At 70.1% G+C, this 20141-nt stretch carries 15 protein-coding genes and 2 pseudogenes; 6 read left to right on the forward strand and 11 right to left on the reverse strand.

All coding sequences use genetic code 11. The features are described from left to right. Positions 1 to 131: 131 nt before the first annotated feature. Positions 132 to 776 carry a dTDP-4-dehydrorhamnose 3,5-epimerase family protein gene (locus tag STRTU_RS33785; protein WP_159748965.1) on the reverse strand — a complete coding sequence of 215 codons (645 nt, stop codon included), beginning with the start codon at positions 774 to 776 and terminating at the stop codon, positions 132 to 134. Positions 777 to 1578: 802 nt separating this feature from the next. Here STRTU_RS33785 and STRTU_RS33790 point away from each other — a divergent pair. The 4 genes and pseudogenes from STRTU_RS33790 to STRTU_RS33805 form a co-directional block, all read left to right on the forward strand. Continuing rightward, the gene (locus STRTU_RS33790; protein ID WP_159748967.1) at positions 1579 to 2307 is read left to right on the forward strand and encodes a VC0807 family protein; all 729 of its coding nucleotides are present in this window, start codon (positions 1579 to 1581) and stop codon (positions 2305 to 2307) included. A gap of 299 nt (positions 2308 to 2606) precedes the next feature. Beyond that, positions 2607 to 3377: a thioesterase II family protein gene (locus tag STRTU_RS33795; RefSeq protein ID WP_159748969.1), complete on the forward strand. Its 771-nt coding sequence runs from the start codon at positions 2607 to 2609 to the stop codon at positions 3375 to 3377. Between the two features lie 50 nt (positions 3378 to 3427). Beyond that, positions 3428 to 3876: pseudogene (locus tag STRTU_RS33800) on the forward strand (menaquinone biosynthetic enzyme MqnA/MqnD family protein); the annotation flags it as partial. A gap of 5 nt (positions 3877 to 3881) precedes the next feature. Next, positions 3882 to 4150 (forward strand): annotated as a pseudogene (locus STRTU_RS33805) (MqnA/MqnD/SBP family protein); the annotation flags it as partial. Positions 4151 to 4256: 106 nt separating this feature from the next. Here the strand turns inward: STRTU_RS33805 and STRTU_RS33810 are convergent. The 9 genes from STRTU_RS33810 to STRTU_RS33850 all read right to left on the reverse strand — a co-directional run bounded on the left by STRTU_RS33810 (position 4257) and on the right by STRTU_RS33850 (position 16899). Continuing rightward, on the reverse strand, positions 4257 to 5186 hold the full coding sequence (locus tag STRTU_RS33810; protein ID WP_246241705.1) for a Gfo/Idh/MocA family protein: 930 nt from the start codon (positions 5184 to 5186) through the stop codon (positions 4257 to 4259). Beyond that, positions 5083 to 6336: a cytochrome P450 gene (locus STRTU_RS33815; RefSeq protein ID WP_455681746.1), complete on the reverse strand. Its 1254-nt coding sequence runs from the start codon at positions 6334 to 6336 to the stop codon at positions 5083 to 5085. Before STRTU_RS33815 ends, STRTU_RS33810 begins: the two co-directional genes overlap by 104 nt. Positions 6337 to 6589: 253 nt before the next feature. Then, on the reverse strand, positions 6590 to 7699 hold the full coding sequence (locus tag STRTU_RS33820) for a substrate-binding domain-containing protein (RefSeq protein ID WP_159749886.1): 1110 nt from the start codon (positions 7697 to 7699) through the stop codon (positions 6590 to 6592). 80 nt (positions 7700 to 7779) lie between these two features. Next, positions 7780 to 8811 carry an ABC transporter permease gene (locus STRTU_RS33825; RefSeq protein WP_159748971.1) on the reverse strand — a complete coding sequence of 344 codons (1032 nt, stop codon included), beginning with the start codon at positions 8809 to 8811 and terminating at the stop codon, positions 7780 to 7782. A 2-nt stretch (positions 8812 to 8813) separates the two neighbouring features. Next, on the reverse strand, positions 8814 to 10346 hold the full coding sequence (locus STRTU_RS33830; RefSeq protein ID WP_246241597.1) for a sugar ABC transporter ATP-binding protein: 1533 nt from the start codon (positions 10344 to 10346) through the stop codon (positions 8814 to 8816). A 185-nt stretch (positions 10347 to 10531) separates the two neighbouring features. Then, a complete protein-coding gene (locus STRTU_RS33835; RefSeq protein ID WP_246241599.1) occupies positions 10532 to 13423 on the reverse strand; it encodes a SpoIIE family protein phosphatase in 2892 nt (963 codons plus the stop codon). 146 nt (positions 13424 to 13569) lie between these two features. After that, complete coding sequence (locus STRTU_RS33840; protein WP_159748974.1) at positions 13570 to 14532, reverse strand: cyclase family protein; 963 nt, start codon at positions 14530 to 14532, stop codon at positions 13570 to 13572. Next, on the reverse strand, positions 14529 to 15905 hold the full coding sequence (locus STRTU_RS33845) for an FAD-binding oxidoreductase (RefSeq protein WP_246241601.1): 1377 nt from the start codon (positions 15903 to 15905) through the stop codon (positions 14529 to 14531). Before STRTU_RS33845 ends, STRTU_RS33840 begins: the two co-directional genes overlap by 4 nt. A 238-nt stretch (positions 15906 to 16143) precedes the next feature. Next, on the reverse strand, positions 16144 to 16899 hold the full coding sequence (locus tag STRTU_RS33850; RefSeq protein WP_159748978.1) for a dienelactone hydrolase family protein: 756 nt from the start codon (positions 16897 to 16899) through the stop codon (positions 16144 to 16146). Positions 16900 to 17092: 193 nt separating this feature from the next. Here STRTU_RS33850 and STRTU_RS33855 point away from each other — a divergent pair, with 193 nt between their 5' ends. Beyond that, positions 17093 to 17584 (forward strand): hypothetical protein, encoded by a 492-nt coding sequence (locus tag STRTU_RS33855; protein WP_159748980.1) that lies wholly within the window; start codon positions 17093 to 17095, stop codon positions 17582 to 17584. Between the two features lie 101 nt (positions 17585 to 17685). Here the strand turns inward: STRTU_RS33855 and STRTU_RS33860 are convergent, their stop codons facing one another. Beyond that, positions 17686 to 17856 (reverse strand): hypothetical protein, encoded by a 171-nt coding sequence (locus STRTU_RS33860; protein WP_167539287.1) that lies wholly within the window; start codon positions 17854 to 17856, stop codon positions 17686 to 17688. 229 nt (positions 17857 to 18085) lie between these two features. On the opposite strand from STRTU_RS33860, the gene STRTU_RS33865 reads away from it, so the two are divergent. Continuing rightward, a complete protein-coding gene (locus tag STRTU_RS33865; RefSeq protein WP_159748982.1) occupies positions 18086 to 20125 on the forward strand; it encodes a M36 family metallopeptidase in 2040 nt (679 codons plus the stop codon). Positions 20126 to 20141 lie beyond the last annotated feature (16 nt).

Raw genomic sequence — 20141 nt, forward strand, 5'->3', positions numbered from 1 at the left:
GGCGCGCAACGGCGATGACCTGGTTCCCCTCGGCCCCGAAGGGCTCACAAGAAGGTGTCGGCCCACACACCCGGTGGCGCCCAGCACCGCCACCCGGCGGCGCCGGGTACGGGCGACAGGCCGGCCGCGGCTCAGCCCTCACCGGTGGCCGAGCGGGCCGGGAAGCCGGGGTCCACCGCCGGGTCGCCGGCCGGCCCCGCGGGCAGACAGTCGGCGTACCGGGGCAGCATGCCCCGGGCCTCGGCTTCGGCCAGGCTCGGCGCGACGGTGTCCCGTTCGGAGAGGCAGAACTCCGTCTCGCGCGGCCAGGGCAGGCCGATCGCGGGGTCCAGAGGATCGATCGCATGCTCCAGCTCGGCCCGGTAGGGAGTGCTCACCAGGTACGACATCACCGTGTCGTCCTCAAGCGCGAGGAAAGCGTGCGCAAGTCCGTCGGGGATGTACACGGCCCGGAAGGACTCCGAGTCCATGTTGACGAGGTCCCAGCTGCCGAAGGTGGGGGACCCCACCCGGATGTCCACGACCGCGTCCAGCGCCCGCCCCCGCGCACAGTAGACGTACTTGGCCTGGCCAGGGGGAGTGGCCGTGAAATGGAGTCCACGCAGGACGCCCCCGGCGGACCTGCTGTGGTTGGTCTGCGCCAAAGGGAAGCGGTGGCCGACCGCCGCGACGAACGCCTGCTCCTCCATCGGCGAGACGAACAGCCCGCGACGATCCGCGTGGGTATCCGGCGTGAACTCGAATCCGCCGACGACGGCGAGCTTTCGGGTACGCATCAGCGATCACCTGCCTGTCGCGTCGTCAACGGGCGATGGTGCCATGGAGGCGGACTCGCCGGACCTGACACACAGGACGTCTGCCGACTGCGGGCAGAGACCCGGCTCCAGTGCCGCGGGGCTCGGTACGGCCCGTACCGGGGCTCGGTCCAGGGAAGGCGGCACGCTCTGCACCCCCGTCCGGCGCGCTGTCGCCTGTGGAGCCCGTAAGGGGCCACTGCGGCCGGATCAATTCGGTGCGCACCATGTCGTTCACGTTTTCGCGCTCCCACCACGTTCGGAATCACGTTCTTTGGTCCAGGGCCCGTCCGATGAGCCGGCCGAGGTGCGGCGATTGCCGCGCCCGGGCGAATCCCCACCGGCCCTGGCGGGCTGCCCCAGGGGTGGCGCTACTCAGCGAAGAGCCCGAAATTCTGCCGTGCCACCGCAGCGGAGAGCACGGTCCTCGGTGTTCCGGCAGGAGCGACGGGCTGAACCCGGATGCCACAGCATCAGTATGGGCAGGAACGGTCTGAGAGATTCCCTAATGCTGGATCTCACCGGATGCAGCCCGGCCCCTGCCGACCCCTGCCGGCCCCTGCCGGGCCGGAGAAAGCCGGGCAGCCACCGGTGAAACGCATTCTGGTAAAGGATCCAGAACTTGGTCGCCGAAGTTTCCGTCCTGCCTGCCCGGGTGCTAACTCTTACGTGACTGTGCAACTCGTACGGTGTTCAAGGTCGGCCGACCCCTCGCGACGCAGACCCCGGCGAGCGGTCCTGACTCAGCAACGACTGTCGGCAACCGATGGCTCAAGGAGTAGCGATGGCTGCACCACCTGACGAGATCGAATCGGCGACGGGCGGCAAGCAGAGAGAACAGAGCGCCGCCCGCTGGCAGTTCGCGATCACGATGCTCTGCGACGTCGTCCTTCCTGCGGGTCTCTACTACGTGCTGCGCGCAGCGGGCGTCAGCGAGCTGCTGGCGCTGCTCAGCAGTGCAGCCGCGCCGGCACTCAGCACCGGGTACTCCATCGTCATGCGACGCAGAATCGACAGGGTCGGCGTCTTCGTCCTCACCATCCTCGTGCTGGTCGGCCTCGGCTCCCTCCTCTCCGACTCCCCGCGCCTGGTCCTGGCCAGAGGCGGCTGGTTCACCGGGCTCATTGCCCTGTGGATCCTCGCGACGCTGTTCACCGCCCGTCCGTTCACCTACTGGGCGCTCAAGTCTCTACTGCCGGGCAAAGCAGAGGCCCTGGAACAGTTCTGGCACACCGAGCCGACCTTTCGCCGGGTCTGGCGCGGCCTGACCGTGCTGTGGGGGTGCGGGCTGCTGGTCGACGCGGCACTGCGCATGATCATGGCCTACACGCTGCCGGTCGATTTGGTGCCGGCGCTCGACGGTCTGCTGTACCTCGTCACCTACCTCGTGCTGCAGGTGATCACGCACATCATCCTGCACAGGACGGGTGTCCTTCGCATGATCTTCCCCAGGCGTGCCAAGGCGGCCGAATCCGCTGAAGCTGCGGAGGCGGAAGAGACCGGGACGGTATGAGAAGACTCGGCAGGATGGCTTGCCACGTCGACAGGTGACCACGCAACGGTGCGCCGCCTCATCCGCGTCCGGCATGCAGGGGCGAGGACAGGCCGTGAGCCCGCCGCCGATGCGGCCACCGGCCCCTGAGAAACCAGGGAAACGACCATACTTCCGTTGCATCGGGCCGAGATGCCTTGCGCCGGCCGACCGGGCTCCATGGATAGTGGCGGCAGAACGCACCTTCCTGATTCGCTCGGGATGACGGCGCCGGTAGTGGTTCGGCTGCACCGGCCCACTGGAAAGGACTGATCAGACCCATGAGTTCATCCCTTGCGGACGACGGCCTGTGGTGCCGGCGCTTCCACCCGGCCCCTGACGCGGGCCGGCGCCTGGTGTGCTTCCCGCATGCCGGCGGTTCCGCGAGCTTCTACCATCCGGTCTCGGCCGCGCTCAGCCCCGGCGTGGACGTGATCGCCGTGCAGTACCCCGGGCGGCAGGACCGCCGCCAGGAACCGCCGATCGACGACATCGGCCTCCTGGCGGACCGGATCGCCGAGGTGCTGGGAGCCCTGTCCGACCGGCCGTTGACCTTCTTCGGCCACAGCATGGGCGCGCTGGTGGCCTTCGAGGTGGCACGGCGGCTGGAACGCCACGGGAACGGCCCCCAGCGGCTGTTCGCCTCCGGACGCCGAGCGCCGTCCGCCCGCCGTGACGAGACGGTGCACCTGCGGGACGACGACGGCATCGTCGCCGAGCTGCGGGCCCTGAGCGGAACCGACGCACGGGTCCTCGACGACGAGGAAATGCTGCGGATGGTGCTGCCCGCGCTCCGCAGTGACTACAAGGCCGTCGAGACCTACCGGAGCGAACCCGCGGCCGTCGTGCGCTGCCCCGTCACCGTGCTCGTCGGGGACGACGACCCCAAGACCTCCCTGGACGAAGCCCGGTCCTGGGACGGGCACACCACCGGCGACTTCGATCTGCGTGTCTTTCCCGGCGGGCACTTCTACCTGGCTGACCGGCCGAACGAGGTGATGACGGTGCTCAGTGAGCACTTCACCTCAGCGGCTCTCTCTCACCATGCGTAGGGGCGGCGACCGCACTGCCCCGACCGAGCGACCCCTGGAGCCTGACAGACATGTCTGAACTGCCACTCACCGCGCCGGCCACGCCCACACCGCGCACCGGGCGACGGCCCAGGGTCGGTCATATCGATTTCCTCAACTGTCTGCCGCTGTTCTGGGGGCTGGCCCGAAGCGGCAGTCTGCTCGACATGGATCTGAGAAGGACAGCCCGGACGGTCTGAGCGACGCACTCGTCGCCGGTAGGCTCGACATCGGACCGATCAGCCTCCTCGAATTCCTCAAGCACGCCGACGACTCGGTGGCGCTGCCGGGTATCGCCGTGGGCAGCGACGGTCCCGTGGAGTCCTGCCTGATCGTCAGCCAGGTCCCGCTGGACCAGCTGGACGGCGAACCGGTCGCACTCGGCTCCACCAGCCGGACCTCGGTCCGGCTCGCCGAGCTGCTGTTCGCGGAGACGGTCGGCGTCCGGCCCGACTGCTTCGTCTGCCCTCCGGACCTCGCGGCGACCTCGGCGAAGAACAGCTGCGAGTGGTGGCCCGCACAGCCGCCGACTCCGTCCGCTTCGCCTGGACCACCCGACGGCATCCCGTCCCTATGTCCTGGAGCATGCCCAGGAGATGGCCCCGGACGTGATCGAGCAGCACATCGGGCTGTATGTGAGCGACTACACCGCCGACCTTGGCGAGGACGGATACGCGGCGGTGCGGGAGCTGCTCGGCAGGGCCGCCGCCGAGGGCCTCGTCCCCGCCGTCAGCCCCGGCGCACTGGACTTCCCGCGCCGGCTGAGGGGCGACCGCCACCCACGGGACACGGCCCCCGGAGGCGGTCGTCGTACCGTCAGAACCGACGGCCCGACGACCACCTCCGCGCCAGCCCGGCCCGCTACCCCTCGACGGTCACCGGCACGGCCTGCGCGCGCACCGCATCGACCAGTTCCATCGTGGCGACCGCGTCCTGCCGCCACCGCGCCTCCTCGGGGGAGGCCGCAGCGCCACCGGCGGCCACGGCCGCGGCGAACCCGGCGAGCGACCGGTTCAGCTGGTCCGCCGCCGGCAGCGTGAACTGCTCGACATGGTCCTGTTCCTCCAGCACCAGCACGGGCTGGTACCCGGGCGGCGGGGTGAACGCCCGGGGCACCGTGAGCTTCGCCCCCGCGCCCCACAGGGAGTAGGACGAACCGTAGGTGTGCTCGAAGCCGAACTCGACGCTCGCCAGCACACCGGACGGCGACACCAGCAGCGCCTTGCCCGACAGATCGAGCCCATCGGACCGCCGCACCCGCGCCGTGGCGCCCGCCACCCGCAGCCCGGGACCCAGCAGCATCGCCGCCGCCCGGAGCGGATACACCCCCGCGTCGAGGAGTGCACCGCCACCGAGACCCGGCACATACCGGATGTCCTCCGAGGACAGCGGCGGAAAGCAGAAGGCACCCCGGAACGAGCGCAGCCCCCCGAGCCGCCCTTCGGCGATCAGGGTCGCGACCGCGTCATGCTGCGGATGGTGCAGAAACATGAAGTTCTCCCGCAGCACCAGGCCACGGTCCTCGGCCAGCGACACCACGGCACGGGCCTCGGCCGCCGTCGTGGCGATCGGCTTCTCGACGAGCACGTGCTTGCCCGCATGCAGCGCCCGCGCCGCCCATTCGCCGTGCAGCGACGGCGGCAGGGAGATATAGACGGCGTCGATGTCTTCGCGTTCCAGGAGCGCTTCAGCGGAGTCGCCGGCGCAGCCGAACCGGTCGGTGAACCGCTGCACGCGCTCCGGACTGCGGCCGCCCACCGCGACGAGTTCGGTCTGCGGGCAGCCCGTCATCGCCGGCAGTACCCGCCGCCACCCGAAGGACGAGGTACCCAGCGCGCCGAAACGCACCGGGGTGGACAGCGGCTGTGGGGGCGTGGGGCGCTGAGCTGACACGGAGTCGTTCAAGGGAATTCCTCGGATACTGAGACGCGGCGTCTGCCACCACGCCGGTGATCGATGGGCAGTCTGCGGCCGCGGTGAGCGGGCCTGCCCGGCAAGCCCGCCCGACACGCCCGCCCCGGGTCATCAGCCCCAGGTGACGGGCAGTTCGCGGACGCCGTAATGCATCGCGGTCTCCCGCAGCGGCACCTGCTCGGCGGCCGTCGCGAGTCGCAGATCCGGAAAGCGCTCGAACAGCTTCTGGAAGCCGATACGCAGCGACGCCCTCGCCAGGTGCTGCCCGAGGCACTGATGGATCCCGAAGCCGAATGCCAGATGCCGCCCGCGAGGGGCGGCCGATGTCGAACTCGTCCGCGTTCTCGAAGTACCGCGGATCGCGGTTGGCCGACGGCAGCGAGAGCACCACGGTCTGACCCGCCTTGATGGTCCTGCCGTCGATCTCGACATCCTCCAACACCACCCGGCTCGCCCCGAAGTGAGAGATGGTCAGGTACCGCAGCAGCTCCTCGACGGTGTTCTCCATCAGCTCCGGACGCTCCCGCACCTTCGCCAGCTGCTCAGGGTGCTCCAGCAGTGCGAAGGTGCCCAGCGTGAGCATGTTGGGAGTCGTGTCCAGCACACCGTCGATGATCCGTTCCAGCGTGGACTCGTACTGCTGGATCTTGCGTACGGTGAAGAAGCCGGTCAGCAGCCGCCGGTAGCGGGTGTGCTCCGGAGCGTCCATCCGCACGAAATTGCCCGGTGCGGACGGCTCGGGGGAGTAGTCCTCCACGGGGAACGGCGGTGAGTGCACCAGCGCGAGCAGCTCGCTGCGGTGGCTGAAGCGGGGGGCCGTCATGATCTGGCGGATGTGATCATGCCGGGTGATCAGCCAGCCGTCCTTCTCACGCGGCGCCAGCTCAAAGGTCACCGGGCTGATCGGCTCCTCCTCGCGCAGTCGGGCGTATTCGGCTGCCGGATCGAAGGGGCAGGTGCGCTTGTACGGGATCACCGGCGCTTTCGGCTCGTAAACCATGACTCCTCCGTTGCTGTTGGTGGCCACGGGGCCGCCGCGCTCGGAGCCCGTGCGCAGCGCCCCTGGCCCACAGCGGATGCCATGGCGCCCCCCTCTGGGTGTGGCCCAAGCCCGATGGCAGCCACAGCCCAGCACGGAGCGCCGAGCGGGAGCCAGCCAGGCGCCGGAACTCTAGGGAATTGCCAGTCGCCGACGGCCGGGCGGAACGGCGCCGACAAGGGGGTTCCCGGTGCGGCCGGACGCCTGGCCTTCTCCCGCTGCCGCCCCCGCCGCATCCTGCCTACTTGCCCCAGATACTCAGATACGCCGCCCGGTAGCCGGGCGGATCCCAGGTCGTCTGCCCGCCGCTGTTGGCGGCCGTGGAGAGGTGTACGGGGGCGACATAGCCGCTGGCGGGCTCGCCGGAGAAGGCGCGGTTGAAATCGTCGAGGATCTGCCAGCCCTGCTGGGAGAGCGGCTCGGGAACGGTGGCTGCCTGGAACTGCCGGCTGTTGATGCGCTGGAAGGCGGAGGGATCGCCGTCGCCCGCACCGATGTTGAAGGGGGCACCGGCCCCTTTCTTACGAGCTGCGCGCAGGGCCGGTGCGGCATCGGCGAAGTACACATCATTGATGGCGACGGAGTAGGTCCACCGGTTCCGGAAGCGGGAGAGGAGCGCGGAGACCTGCTGCGGAGTCCGGCTGCTGGTGTCCGAGAGCGGGATGTTCTCCTCCGCCAGCAGCCGCACACCGGCGCAGTCGGCCAACTCCTTCTTGATCAGGTCGGATTTGTTTCTGGCGAATGGGATCGAGGCGTCCGTGAACACGACGACACCGGCGTGGCCGTGGGAGTGCGCGATGATCCAGTCCGCGCTGATCTTCGCGACGTCCTGCACCCTGGTGGTGATGTTGCTGAAGAGCTCGGGGTCCTTGCTCGGGCCGGGGGCATCGACGGCGTGCCAGCCGATCAGCGGAATGTGCAGTGCATTGGCCTTGGCGACCTGCTGCGAGGTCAGCTTGGGGTCGAAACCGCCGATCACGATGCCCGAGGGCCGTAGGGCGATCGCCTGGCTGAAGGCCGCCTGGATCCCGGCGGGGGTGCCCTGGCCGTCGATCACCCGGACTTGCCAGCCCATGGCCGCGGCCGCTTCCCGTACCCCCTTCGCGGCACCGGCGACCCCGGGGTTGGTCATGGTCTGGGCGACAAAGACGATGCTTTTGCCGGGGACCGCCCGGGGGCCACGGGTGGGGCCGTGCCAGGCGGGGTTGGTCCTCATCGCCCGTTGCACGGCCACCTCGGCACCGGCCAGTACGGCGGGGCAGCCGGCCGTTGTCGGACCGGTGGCGGCGGGCCCGGCACCGGTGGAGGTGCCGCGCTCGCAGCCGACGAGGGCAGCGGCCACCACCACCATGGCGACTGCGGTGCCCAGGGCGGTCTTGCGGTTCGGCTGCACAGGCGCTCCTGGCGGAGGGACGACACGGTGGTGACACCTCACGAGGTGACTTCGGTCAGGTCCTGGTGTGTGCGGGGCGGCTCGGCCCGCCGGTGGCGCAGCTGTCGGCGCGCGGCGTAGCCGGCCATGCCGACGGCGAGGAGCAGAGTTGAGCCGTTGAAGAGCGGAGTGACCCAGAACTGCGCGCCGAACTGGCCGATCCCGGCGAGGCCGATGGCGAGGATGACCACGGCGACCAGCGTGCCCAGCGCGTTCGGGCGGCCGGGGCGGATCGCGGTGGAGCCGAGCAGCGCACCGACGAACGCGGGCAGCAGATAGTCCAGTCCGACGCTGGGGTTGCCGATGCGCTGCTGCGCGGCGAGCAGCACACCGGCGATCCCGACGATCAGACCCGATCCGGCGAAGGCGTAGACGACATAGCGCCGGGAGGGGATGCCCAGCAGGTCGGCGGCGCGGGGGTTGGATCCGATGACGTACAGATACCGGCCGAGGGGCAGCCGTTCCAGGAGCACCCACAGCACGGCGGTGAGGGCGAGGACATAGAAGGCGGAAACCGGCAGGCCCAGGAACCTGGAGTCGTAGAGGTCGGTGAAGGCGGCCGGCAGACCCTGTGGGCCGGGGACGATCCGGGCGCCGTTGGTGATCCAGCCGGTGAGGGCGTAGAGGATGCTGCCGGTGCCGAGGGTGGCGATAAAGGAGTCGATCTTCGCGAATTCGACGACGATCCCGTTGAAGGTGCCGACGACCGCCCCGCCGAGGACGACCACGAGGCACGCCAGCGGCCAGGGCCACGCCTCATGGGCGATGAGCTGCATCGTCATCACATGCGCCAGGCCGAGTCCGTAGCCGATGGACAGGTCGAATTTGGCGGTGACGATGGGGATCATCGCCCCGAGCGCGAGGAGCGCGGGGATCGACTGGTTGGACAGGATCTCGGAGACGTTGTCCAGGGTGGGAAAGGTGTCCGGCAGCGCGAGGGAGAAGGCCAGGAACAGCAGGGCGGTGAGGGCCAAGAGGCCATAGGCGCCGACGAGATGCCCCAGTCGGCGGCCCAGTGGGGAGGGCGGCATGGTCAGCTCGTCTCCCCGGTGAGCGCGGCCATGGCCGACGAGGCGCGGGCGAGCCCGGCGACCGTGAGGGCCTCGCCGCTCAGCTCCTCCGTCACCGCCCCGCGGACGAAGACCAGGGCGCGATGGCACACGTCGGCGACCTCCTCGAAGTCGGTGGAGAGAAGCAGCACGGCGAGCCCTTCGTCCAGCGCGTCCTGCAGCAGGCGGTAGACGGCCGTTTTGGCGCCGATGTCCACCCCGGCGGTCGGCTCTTCCAGGATCAGCAGCCGGCGCCGCATCCGGAGCCACCGTCCGACCATGACCTTCTGCTGGTTTCCCCCGGACAGGGTGGCGATCGGCGCCTCGCTGTCCCGGGGGGACACCGAGAAACGTTCGGCCAGGGCCTCGGCCTCGGCCCGCTCGCGCCGCGGGCTGATCCAGTGCAGGGCCGGCAGACCGTCGGCCCGCGGGTTGGCCAGGAAGTTCTCCCGTACGGTCAGCTCGGCGGCACAGCCCTCTTCCTGGCGGTTGCTGGTCACGAAGCCGACGCCGGAGTCGACGGCTTCGGTGACCGTGCCGGGTGCGTACGGCCGGCCGTTGAGCCGGACCCGTCCGCCGACCAGCGGCCGGGCGCCGGCCAGGGCACGGCCCAGCTCCATATGGCCGGCCCCGGTGAGGCCCACCATGCCGAGGATCTCCCCGCCGCGCAGTTCCAGGCTGACCGGTGCGGTGCTCTCGGTTCCCACGCGGTCGAGGCTCAGTACGGCCGGTCCGGCGGCGGGGGCGAAGCGGTAGCCGGCCGGTTCCTGGCCCACGATGTCGTGCACCAGCCGGGCGGGGCTGTGCCCGGCGACCGGGCCCTGGCTGATGAGACGGCCGTCGCGGAGGACGGCGAAGGCATCGGCGACCTTGTACACCTCGTCGAGCCGGTGGGTGACGTAGACGAGTGCGTGGCCCTGGTCGCGCAGGGTGTGGAGCACCTCGAAGAGCCGGGTGCAGTCCGCGGCGGGGAGGCTGGCGGTCGGCTCGTCAAGGACGATGAGTTCGGCCCGGGTGGACAGCGCGCGGGCGATGGCCACCAAGGAGCGCTCGGCGCGCGGGAGGTCGGCGAGCACGGTCGCGGGGTCGAGGTGCGCGGCGACGATCCCCAGGGCCGCCGCGCACCGTTCGCGGGTCTTCCGCCAGGACAGCAGCCCCGCCCGGCGTGGGTAGCCGGTGCCCAGCGCGATGTTCTCGGCGACCGTCATCCACTCGACCAGCCCCAGGTCCTGGTGGATGAAGGACATGGTGCGGGCGGCCGCTTCGGTGCCGAGCGGGTGCCCGGCCACGGTCACCGCGCCCTCGTCCGCGGCATGGACGCCCGCGAGCACCTTGATGAGGGTGGACTTTCCGGCACCGTTGGGCCCGAGCAGGGCGAGGATGCTGCCGGACCGGATATCGAGGTCGACCGCGTCCAGCGCCAGGGTGCCGCCGAACCACTTGCTGAGGCCGCGTATGCGGACGAGGGGCTCCGGGCCGTGGCGCGGGGGAGGGGTGCGGTCAGGAGCGTCGTGCACAGACTTCTCCGGGGGTCGGCCTCGTCGTTCTTCCCGCCTGAAAGGGGCAGTGCTGCGGGCGCTGCACGGCGGTACGGGCTTCATAGCAGGCAGTTTTGACGATGCGTTACCTGTCCGCTCACCAGCCCGCTCCGCACATTCCCGTCATGCTAAGGCCCGCTTCGGCCCTGATGCCGGATGGGCCGTCAGATGGCGGGAATGTCGTCGAAGTACGCTTCGGTGACACCGGGCTTTCCGCCGGGCGCCTCCAGCGCACACTCGGCCCAGATGATTTTCCCGTCGGCGGTGTAGCGGGTGCCCCAGGCCTGGGCGAGCTGCGCGACGAGGAACAGGCCGCGGCCGCCCTCGTCGGTGCTGGCCGCATGGCGCAGATGCGGGGCGGTGTTGCTGGCGTCGGAGACCTCGCAGATCAGCGTGCGGTCGTACAGCAGGCGTACCTGGATGGGCTCGGTGCCGTAGCGGAGGGCGTTGGTGACCAGCTCGCTGAGCAGGAGTTCGGTGGCGAAGACGGCCTCGTCCAGCCCCCATTCGGCCAGTCGGCGGGTCACGGCCGCCCGGATACCGGAGACGAGCGCGGGGTCGGCGGGCACGTCCCAGGTGGCGATCCGGTGCGGGGCCAGGGCCTGGGTGCGGGCGACGAGCAGGGCGATGTCGTCGGTGGGGTGGTGAGGCACCACGGCCCGGACCACTGCCTCGCAGGTCTCCTCGGGCGAGCGGTCCGGGTGTGCCACGGCGCGGCGCAGCAGGTCGAGCGCCGCATCCACGTCGCGGTGACGGTCCCGGATGAGCCCGTCGGTGTAGAGAACGAGCCGGCTGCCTTCGGGGAGGTGGAAGGCGGCGGTTTCGAACGGGAGCCCGCCCAGGCCCAGCGGCGGGCCGTCGGGGAGATCGGGAAAGGTCACCGTGCCGTCCGGGCGCACGATCGCGGGCGGCGGGTGGCCGGACCGGGCCATCACACACTGCTGGGAGGTGGGGTCATAGATGGCGTACAGACAGGTGGCGCCGATGATGCCGGGGCTGTCGGCGGAGCCTTCCGCGCTGTCCTCGTCCCGGTCGAGGCGGCCCACGAGATTGTCCAGCTGGGTGAGGACCTCGTCCGGGCCGAGGTCCAGTTCGGCGAAGTTGCGCGCGGCGATCCGCAGCCGGCCCATCGTGGCGGCGGCATGCATCCCATGACCGACGACATCCCCCACGATCAGGGCAATACGAGTACCGGAGAGGGGAATGACATCGAACCAGTCTCCGCCGGCCCCGGACTCGGCAGGCAGATAGCGGTGGGCGACCTCGACCGCGTTCTGCTCGGGGAAGCTGCGCGGCAGCAGACTGCGCTGCAACGCCAGCACCATGGCGTGCTCGCGGGTGTAACGGCGGGCGTTGTCAATGCAGATGGCCGCGCGGGTGGCGAGTTCCTGGGCCAGCGCACGGTCGTCGTCGCCGAAAGGAGCCGGATCGGCCGAGCGGTAGAAGCTCGCCACGCCCAGGGCGATTCCACGGGCGAGGAGGGGGACGGCGATCAGGGAGTGCACATGGTGGTCCAGCAGCCGCTGGGTGTGCCCGGGATCCTGCGCGATCCACCCCGCGGCGGCCCGTAGATCGGGCTCCAGAACCGGCTCCCCGGCGGCCAGACAGCGGAGCTGAGGGGTGGACGGGCGAAGATCTACCCGCTCACCGGCCGGGTAGAAGGGACAGTCGTCGCGGATGCCGTGCACCACCGTGCGGTGCAGGCCGGAGCGGGGATCGGGCGGTTCCTCGCCGCGCAGCACCGCCTCGGGCAGGTCGATGGTGACGAAGTCGGCCAGCCGCGGAACGGCCATCTCGGCGAGTTCCCGGGCGGTACGGCTCACGTCCAGGGTGGTGCCGATACGGGTGCTGGCCTCGGACAGCAGCTCCAGTCGGCGCCGGGCCGCCACGGCGAACTCCCCCACTCCCGGCTCGCCCACCAGCACCACCCCACGGGTCGCGCGGTCGGGCGCGGCGTCGGCGGCGCCGGGCACGCCGGGTATGCCGGGCTCATGGGCTGTCGCCACCGCCCGCCCGGGTGCGACAGCGGAAAGATGCTCGGGCAGCGGACCGGCGGCTGCGAGGACCGGCTCCACGAGCGGGACGGGGGACGCTCCGGCATCGGCGGACACGGCCAGGCGCTGATGCGTCGCGGGAAGGACCGCTTCGATCACTATGCCCTCCACCCCGGAGGCGCTCGTCACGGGGCGGCTGAGCAACGTGACCCGGCGGCCGCCGGGCAGCGACACCTCGACGGCGGCTCGCTGGGCCGAGGTGATCAGTTCGGTGGCCCTCTCCTTGAGAATCATCTGGTCACGCCAGTCCAGCCCGCTCTCGGCAAGCTCGCCCAGCTGCCCGTTGCCGCTCGTGTCGCCACTCGTATCGCCGCCCGGCGTGTGGCGCCTGGCGTCCAGATAGGCCGCCAGCAAGGCCCGCTCCCGCGTCGAACTCTGCTCCAGCAACCGCCGTTCGATGGCCCCGGCGGCCTTGCGGATCACGGCGCTCAGTGCGGGGTCCGCGTCGGTGAGCGGAAAGCCGAGGCAGAGAACGCCCTCAATGCGCCCGCTGAGCGGGTCCCGGACGGGAATCGCCGAGCAGGCATTGGACTGCGAACGTTCGGCGAAGTGCTCGGCCCCGTAAACGCTGACCAGCTGCCGTTCCGCGAGTGCTAGCCCGATCCCGTTGGTCCCGCCGAACCGTTCGGCGAACACGAAGCCCGGGACGCTCTGGATCGCGGCCAGGCGCCGCACCAGCGAGGCTTCGCCGAAGCGGCGCTGCAGCACCGCACCGTGCTCGTCGGCGAGCGACACATTCATGTTCCGGCCCTCGAACCGGGACTGCAGCCGGTCCAGTACGGGCACCGCGGCACGGACGAGCCGGCCGTCCAGATCGAGATCCGCGCTGTACGGAAGCTCGCAGCCGTCCGGTGTGAGCCCCAGTGACCGGGAACGCCGCCAGGAATCCAGGATCGGACTCCGGACCGCTCCCTCGACCGCCCCCTCACGCAGGAACTGCTCACGGGCGCGTGCGGGACCGTTGCCCGCTCCCGCCAGCCCCATCACAATCACTTCCCGCATGGCTGCATGCCAGGATGGCCACCCGTACGTCGGCCACCCGTACGTCGGAGTAGCTGTCCCATGTGCTCTCAATTGTAGGGCTTTGAATGTCTTCGGAGCTGATCACGAACCCGTCGCGGCACTGATCACGGACGCCCGCCCGCCGCTCACAGGACCGCGACCGGACTCACGGGCGAGCCGGTACCGCCGGGGATGTTCAGCGGGGCTACCAGGAGTAGGAACGTGTAACGCCCCGTCTCGGCACTCGCGGCGGAGAGCGCCTCAAGATCGAGGTTGTCCAGGAGCGGCACCCCCATCGCGGCCACCGCGAGCGCATGCACCGGAGAATGCACGCCCTCGACCGGCGAGGGCCGTACATCGCTGTCCCCGTCGCCACCCAGCAGCGCGATACCGCGCTCCGCCAGCAGCGGCATCACGTCCACGTGCAGACCCGCGCTCGCCGCACCGGTGTCCCAGGCGCCCCGTTCCTGTCGGCGGCGCAGTCCGCCGAACCGCAGCAGCACCGCATCGCCCTCGCCCACCGTCACCCCCAGCGCCTGCTCCGCGGCCACCAGCTCCTCCGCGTGCACAGCCCGTCCGGGCTCCAGCCAGGCGACCCCGAGCGCGGTGGGCAGATCGAGCAGCACGCCCCTGGTCGCCAGCGGCCCCAGTGCGGACACGGCACCGAACCGCGCGCCTCCGGCGTCCACGCACTCCCGCGCCGCACGGCCGTCGTAGAGCTGCCCGCGATAGGCGACATGGGACAGCGCGTCCAGATGGCTGACGGCCTTGCCGTGGTAGTCGATGGCGATGAAGTCCTTGTGCGTGGCAGGTTCAGGAGGCTCGACATCACCGAGGTCGGACATGAAGTGCAGGGCGGGTTTGCTGTTGTCCGGGCCGGGTGCCGTGTCCCAGGGGCGCGCCATCGGGACGACCGTGCCGGACCGGACCAGCGCGGCGGCCCGCCGTACATGCTCCGGTGTCACCCGGTTCCAGGCCCCGCGGTCGGCAGCGGCCCAGCGGCCCCACGTACGGACCGCCGCGAACAGTGCGTCGAACTCCTCGCGGGACACGAAGGGCCCCTCGCTCACCGGCGGGGGAGTCGGCGCGTGGCCGGGATCGCCGGTCACGCCCGGGTGACCGCTTGCGGGAAGTCAAAGACCTGGTCCGGGTCGTAGTCGTGCGCGACGGAGCGCAGACGGGCCAGATTCGGGCCGTAGTAGGCCGTACCCCAGTCGGGAAGGGCCGGGTCGATGTAGTTCACATAACCGTCCCTGATGCCCAGGTCCGCGAGTCCCGCCACGACCTGGCCGACGCTACGCGTCACCGCGGTTTCCGACGTGGCCGTCGCACTCGCATAGATCTGCGCGGTGGCGAACGCCTTGCGGTGCGGGAACGCGGTCTGCCGGACGTCCACATCGGCCACCGCACCACCGAGTGCGTCCAGGATGAGAGCCATCCCCGGGCGGCCTTGGAGCAGGGCGACGACGCCGCCCGGGTTGGCGGTCGGCGAGGAGAGAATCCGCGACGAGGCGACGAACGACTGCCGGTCGGGACTGCCGGAGAAGAAGCGCATGGCTTGGAAGTAGTCGTGGTCCTTGACCTTGCGCTGGGTCGGCGGCACCCCGGCGCGCGAGACCAGGTCGTTCAGCAGGGGATTGCAGGCGCTGCTGGGCCCGACGAAGCACCCGGCCACCTTGCAGCTCGGCGTGGTTCCACCCGCCACATTGAGGTTGGCCCACATCGCACGGGGCGCGGCCGTGATCCACGGTTGCCACCCGGCCAGCACCTTCTTCACGCTCCCCGCAGGGAAGCTGAGCAGGAACACCGTCAACGCCGGAGCCGGGTCGGTCGCGAAGGTGAACTGCGTGACGACCCCGAAGTTGCCGCCACCGCCACCGCGCAGCGCCCAGAACAGATCCGGGTGCTGGGTGGCCGAGGCCGTCAGCGTCCGGCCGTCCGCGATGACGACCTCGGCGGATACGAGGTGGTCACAGGTCAGCCCGAACTTCCGTTGCAGCACGCCGATTCCGCCACCCAAAGCCACCCCGGCGATGCCGACGGTGAAACAGGAGCCGCCGGGCAGACAGCGGTTGGCCTGTCCGAGTGCGGTGTAGACACCCTCCAGCGTCGCCCCGGCGCCAATGGTGGCGGTGCCATCCGGCCGGACCTCCACGGACGACATCCGCCGGAGATCAAGGGCGAGACCGCCGGGCGGAGCCGAGTAACCGACATACGAGTGCCCCCCGCTGCGCGCCGCCAGCGGAACCCGGTGCGCGGCTGCCAACACCGCCTCGCGGACATCGGCCGCCGACACACACTGCGCCACCGCCGCCGGCACCCGGTCGTCATTGAGCGGATTGAAAAGCTTCCTCGCACTGTCGAACCCGGCGTCTCCCGGCCGCAGCAGCACTCCGCGCATCCGACGCCGAAGGCCGTCCCAGTCCACGTTGTTCCTGAGAGCAGTCGCCCCGGACGCGTGGAACCGAGGGTCCCGCGCCATGGTCACCATCTCCCTCTGGAGAGGCCAGGAAAGCGGGCAAAAGTCCGTTTTGATGCGGACACTTTCACGCTAACACGGGGTGATCGGCCCCTCCACTTGACCGCGACTCGGCAGCCCTACGCCTCGGAGCCGCCGGTGAGGGCCGGTTGAGGCATCGGTGCCCGCGGCGAGTCGGCGCTCTCGGCGAGGTCGGCGTCCCCGGGGGAGGTCGGCGCTCTCGCCGAACGGGCGGACCGAGTCAGAGCCGGCGGCCGAAGAGCTCCAGCAGATTGCGCCAATGACGCTCATCCGCCTCGGAGTTGTACGCGGCGGTGTCGGTCTGGGTGTAGCCGTGCTGGGCGCCCTCGTACAGCTCACTGCGGTAGGACACACCGTCGGCGTCCAGGGTGCGTTCCAGGCTCGCGATCTGCTCGGCCGGCATCGAGTGATCGTGGTCGGCGTGGCCGAAGTACAGCTCCGCCGTGCTGCGTCCGACGAGCCGGTGCGGGCTGTCCTCGGCATCGGTGACCAGGTGGCCGGCGTGGAAGGAGGCCGCGGCGCCGATGCGGTCGGGGTAGGCCGCGGCGGTGCGGACCCCGAGCACGCCGCCCATGCAGTAGCCGGTGGTGCCCACCGGACCGTCGGCGACCAGCGGGGAGGCGGCCAGCCAGTCGAGATAGGCACCGGCGTCCCGCATCGCCAGGTCGGGGGTGAACGCCTGCATGATCGGAGAGAGCTGCGCGAAGATCTCCGTTAGCTCCGAGGGGACGATGAATTCGGGCAGATCCACCACGGGCGCCCGCCCCGCGCGGTACATGACGTTGGGCACCAGCACCGTGTAGCCGTGCCCCGCCAGGCGCCTGGCCATCTCCTCCAGCGAGGGGCGCAGCCCGAACGCGTCCATGTACAGCAGCACACCGGGATGCGGCGTGCCGTCGTCGGGGTGGGCGAGGTAGGCGTCGGCGACGCCGTCCGGGGTGGGGATGTCCAGCTGGGTACCGTGCACGCTCGTCATATCCACACCTTTGCTCGGGCTCCGGACGACGCGCAAGGGCGCCCGCCCGTCCGCCGCTGACCGCGCCAGCGGATGCCCCCACCGTACTCAACCCCGCTCCCGGCCGATCTGTCGAGAGCCCACCACGGATGCCCCGCAACACTGTGCATGCCCACACAAGTCCCTTGCATTTCCCCTGTGTTGGAATCCAGACATGGCCACTCCCTCCGCTGGACCACCACCCGGGCCACCCTCCTGGAACGACCCCTCCGGTCGGCTGCGAACCGAGGTGGAGCGGTTACGTGACGAAGCAATACGCCAGAAGGACCTCGCACACCGCAGAGCCGATTTCTGGGCCAGGGTCGATATCGCACTGGGCTTCCCGGCAGCGCTCCTCGCCGGAGTGTCCGGAGCGGCGGGATTCGCCTCGGTGGACGCCCGCATTCCCGCGGCGCTGGTAGCGCTGACCGCTGCGGGGTGTGCGGCGGGGGCGGGCTTCCTCCGGGGCGACACCCGACGGCTGGCCAACAAACGCGCCCGGCAGGCATGGGCGTCCGTCGAGGCCAGGGCCCGTATGAAGCTGGCGAAGGACCAGGTGGACCCCGACGACCTCGGCGAGGTACTGGAGAGCCGCCAAGTCGCACTGGCGGCATACGAAGGTGAGGATCCCCAGCCCGATGCGCCACCAGCGGTCCCGGGCCGATAGCCGCATACGACGCAGATGGCCGCATGCGACGCCTGCAGTCGCATACGGCGCCGATAGCCCCTACGGCCACTCCCCGACTCCGGCCGACCGGTCCCCGAAGGTCAGTTGTGGCCGAACTTCCGCTGCGCCTTATGGGCCACATGCTTCGTCATCGACTGCTCCGACTCCTGCGGGGCCGATTCCTTCGCCTTGCTCTTCGCCTCAGCGACGGTGCTGCGTTCATGGCCACCGGTGCGCGCACCGCGATTCTGCCGGCTCTGCTTCTTGCCCACGATCGTGCCTCCTGGCCGATCTCGAACGATGAACCGGTACCAGACTTGCACGCGCGCACAGGGAGTGCATGTCGGCATACAAGGGGCGTCTCACGGCCAGCAGTTGGACGCGGAATCCGACATCCGGCTCAGGATGCGAGTGAGCATGCCCCCACGGACAATGAAAGAGGTGTCCGCTTCCCGACCCGGCTCTCCTCTCCCCGCCCGAGCACGTCACAAGGAGCAGGCCATGAGCGTATTGATCGACAAGCGGAACAAGAACTATGACCGCTTGGCCAGCGTCGCCGAAGCCGATGCCTTTCTCGACGACACCGAACGGGTGGCGGCCGAGGTCGACCAGACCCTGGTGGCGGACCGCAGCAAGGTGAACCGCTTCACTGGGCATCTGACCGAGCTACGGGTGACCGGCGCTCCTGCCATCACCGGCTTGGAGGAGCTGGTGGCGATGCCCGACACCGGCTATATCGCCCAGGCCAAGCGGTATGTCACGTCAGTTGCCGAGGCCATCGGCTTCGCGGCCGGCGAGCCGGTGGAATTCGAGGCCGACCCGAATGTGATGGTGACGAGCGAGGGCATGCGCGTGGTGAGCCTGCAGCAGGTGCTCAACGGCATCGAGGTGTGGGCCATGGCGCCCAAGGTGTGGCTCTTCGAGGACGGCACGGTCGACCGGGTCATCGGCGACACGGTGAGCGCACCGGCGAACCTGCCGGTCAAGCCGGTGGTCCCGGCCGAGGTGGCGCTGCGGGTGGCGGCCGCGAAGGCTGCCGAGCCCAGAACGCTCCGCGGAGCCTTCGGCGACGACGAACTCCCGCGTCTCGACGTATCGGACAGCTTCACCCGCCTGTCGTACCAGGCGCGCAACGATCAGCCGATGACCTTCGGCAAGGGGCCGTTCGAGGAAGCCATCCCGGCCCGGCTCGTGTACCTGTACATGGGCGACGACGCCCGCCTCACCTGGATGTTCACCCTCTCCAGAGAGAAACTCGCCGCTCAGTACCAGGCCTTCGTCGAGGCCGATGACCGGACCGGGAACCCGAACGAGCCGCAGATCCTCTACTTCTACGACACCGTCCGGCACGCCGTCGCCGGACGCGTCTTCCAGCGCAACCCGGCCGAGAGCACCTTTGACACCGTCCCGTTCCCGCTGCCGGCGGACGGCTATCCGACTGTGCTTCCCACGGGGTTGCCCGCCGGATTCCCGCTGCCCTGGGCAGAGACGCACCAAGGGAAGGTGTCGACCGAGGGCAACAACGTACGCGCCCTCAACGGCTCGACCCGGCGCCCCGTCGAGGTCCCCGTCGACGCCGCGGGCAACGGCGTCTTCGACCCGGCGCAGGACAGCCCCGAGCAATTCGTCACCAACATCTTCTACTTCTGCAATTTCGCCCATGACCTCTTCATGATGCTCGGCTTCACGGAGGACCAGGGCAACTTCCAGACCGTGAACCTCACGGGCCTGGGAAAGGGCGCGGACCCCGTCCGGGCCCTCGCGCACCCGGGGCCGGTCTTCGGCACGGCCAACATGGCCACCCGGGCCGATGGCCTGGAAGCCGTGATGAACATGGGGCTGGTCACCGGCACGGGCCGCCACACGGCAGACGACTTCGATGTCGTCCTCCACGAGTTCTGCCACGGGGTCTCGAACCGTCTCGTCGGGGGCCTCTTCGACGCGAACGGCCTGGAGGAGGACCAGTCGGTCGCGATGGGGGAGGGCTGGGGAGACTACTTCGCCCTCACCACCCGGAACTTCTCGAACGCCCAGGAACGCGATGTCCTCGGCAACTGGGTCGTCAATCAGTCGCAGGGCATCCGTCAGCGCCCCTATGACGCGCAGTACCCCGGTACCTTCGGGGACATCGGCAAGGGCCCGGGAGAGATCGCGGGCCCCGGCAACAGCGATCTGACCTACCAGGAAGTCCATGACGTCGGCGAGATCTGGTGCGCTGCCCTCATGGAAATGACCCGCAAGGTCGCCGCCGCGCTCAACAACAAGGAGCGGGGCTACCAGGTGGCCTGGCAGGCGGTCGTCGACGGCATGAAGCTCACACCGAAGAACCCCTCATTCCTCACCGCGCGCGACGCCATCCTGCGCGCCTTCAAGGCGATGCAGGGCGGACTGCTGACCACCACCGAGTACACGGCGGTCCGGAAGGCGGCCTGGGAAGCGTTCGCACGATTCGAGATGGGCTTCGACGCCTTCTGCCCGAACGCCACCTTCACAGGCTGCCGAGGCGGCACCGCGATGCCGCCGGCGGGTCAGGAGGACTAGAACCTTTCCTTCGGCC

The organism is Streptomyces tubercidicus, assembly GCF_027497495.1.
In the GTDB taxonomy this organism is placed as follows: Bacteria; Actinomycetota; Actinomycetes; order Streptomycetales; family Streptomycetaceae; genus Streptomyces; species Streptomyces tubercidicus.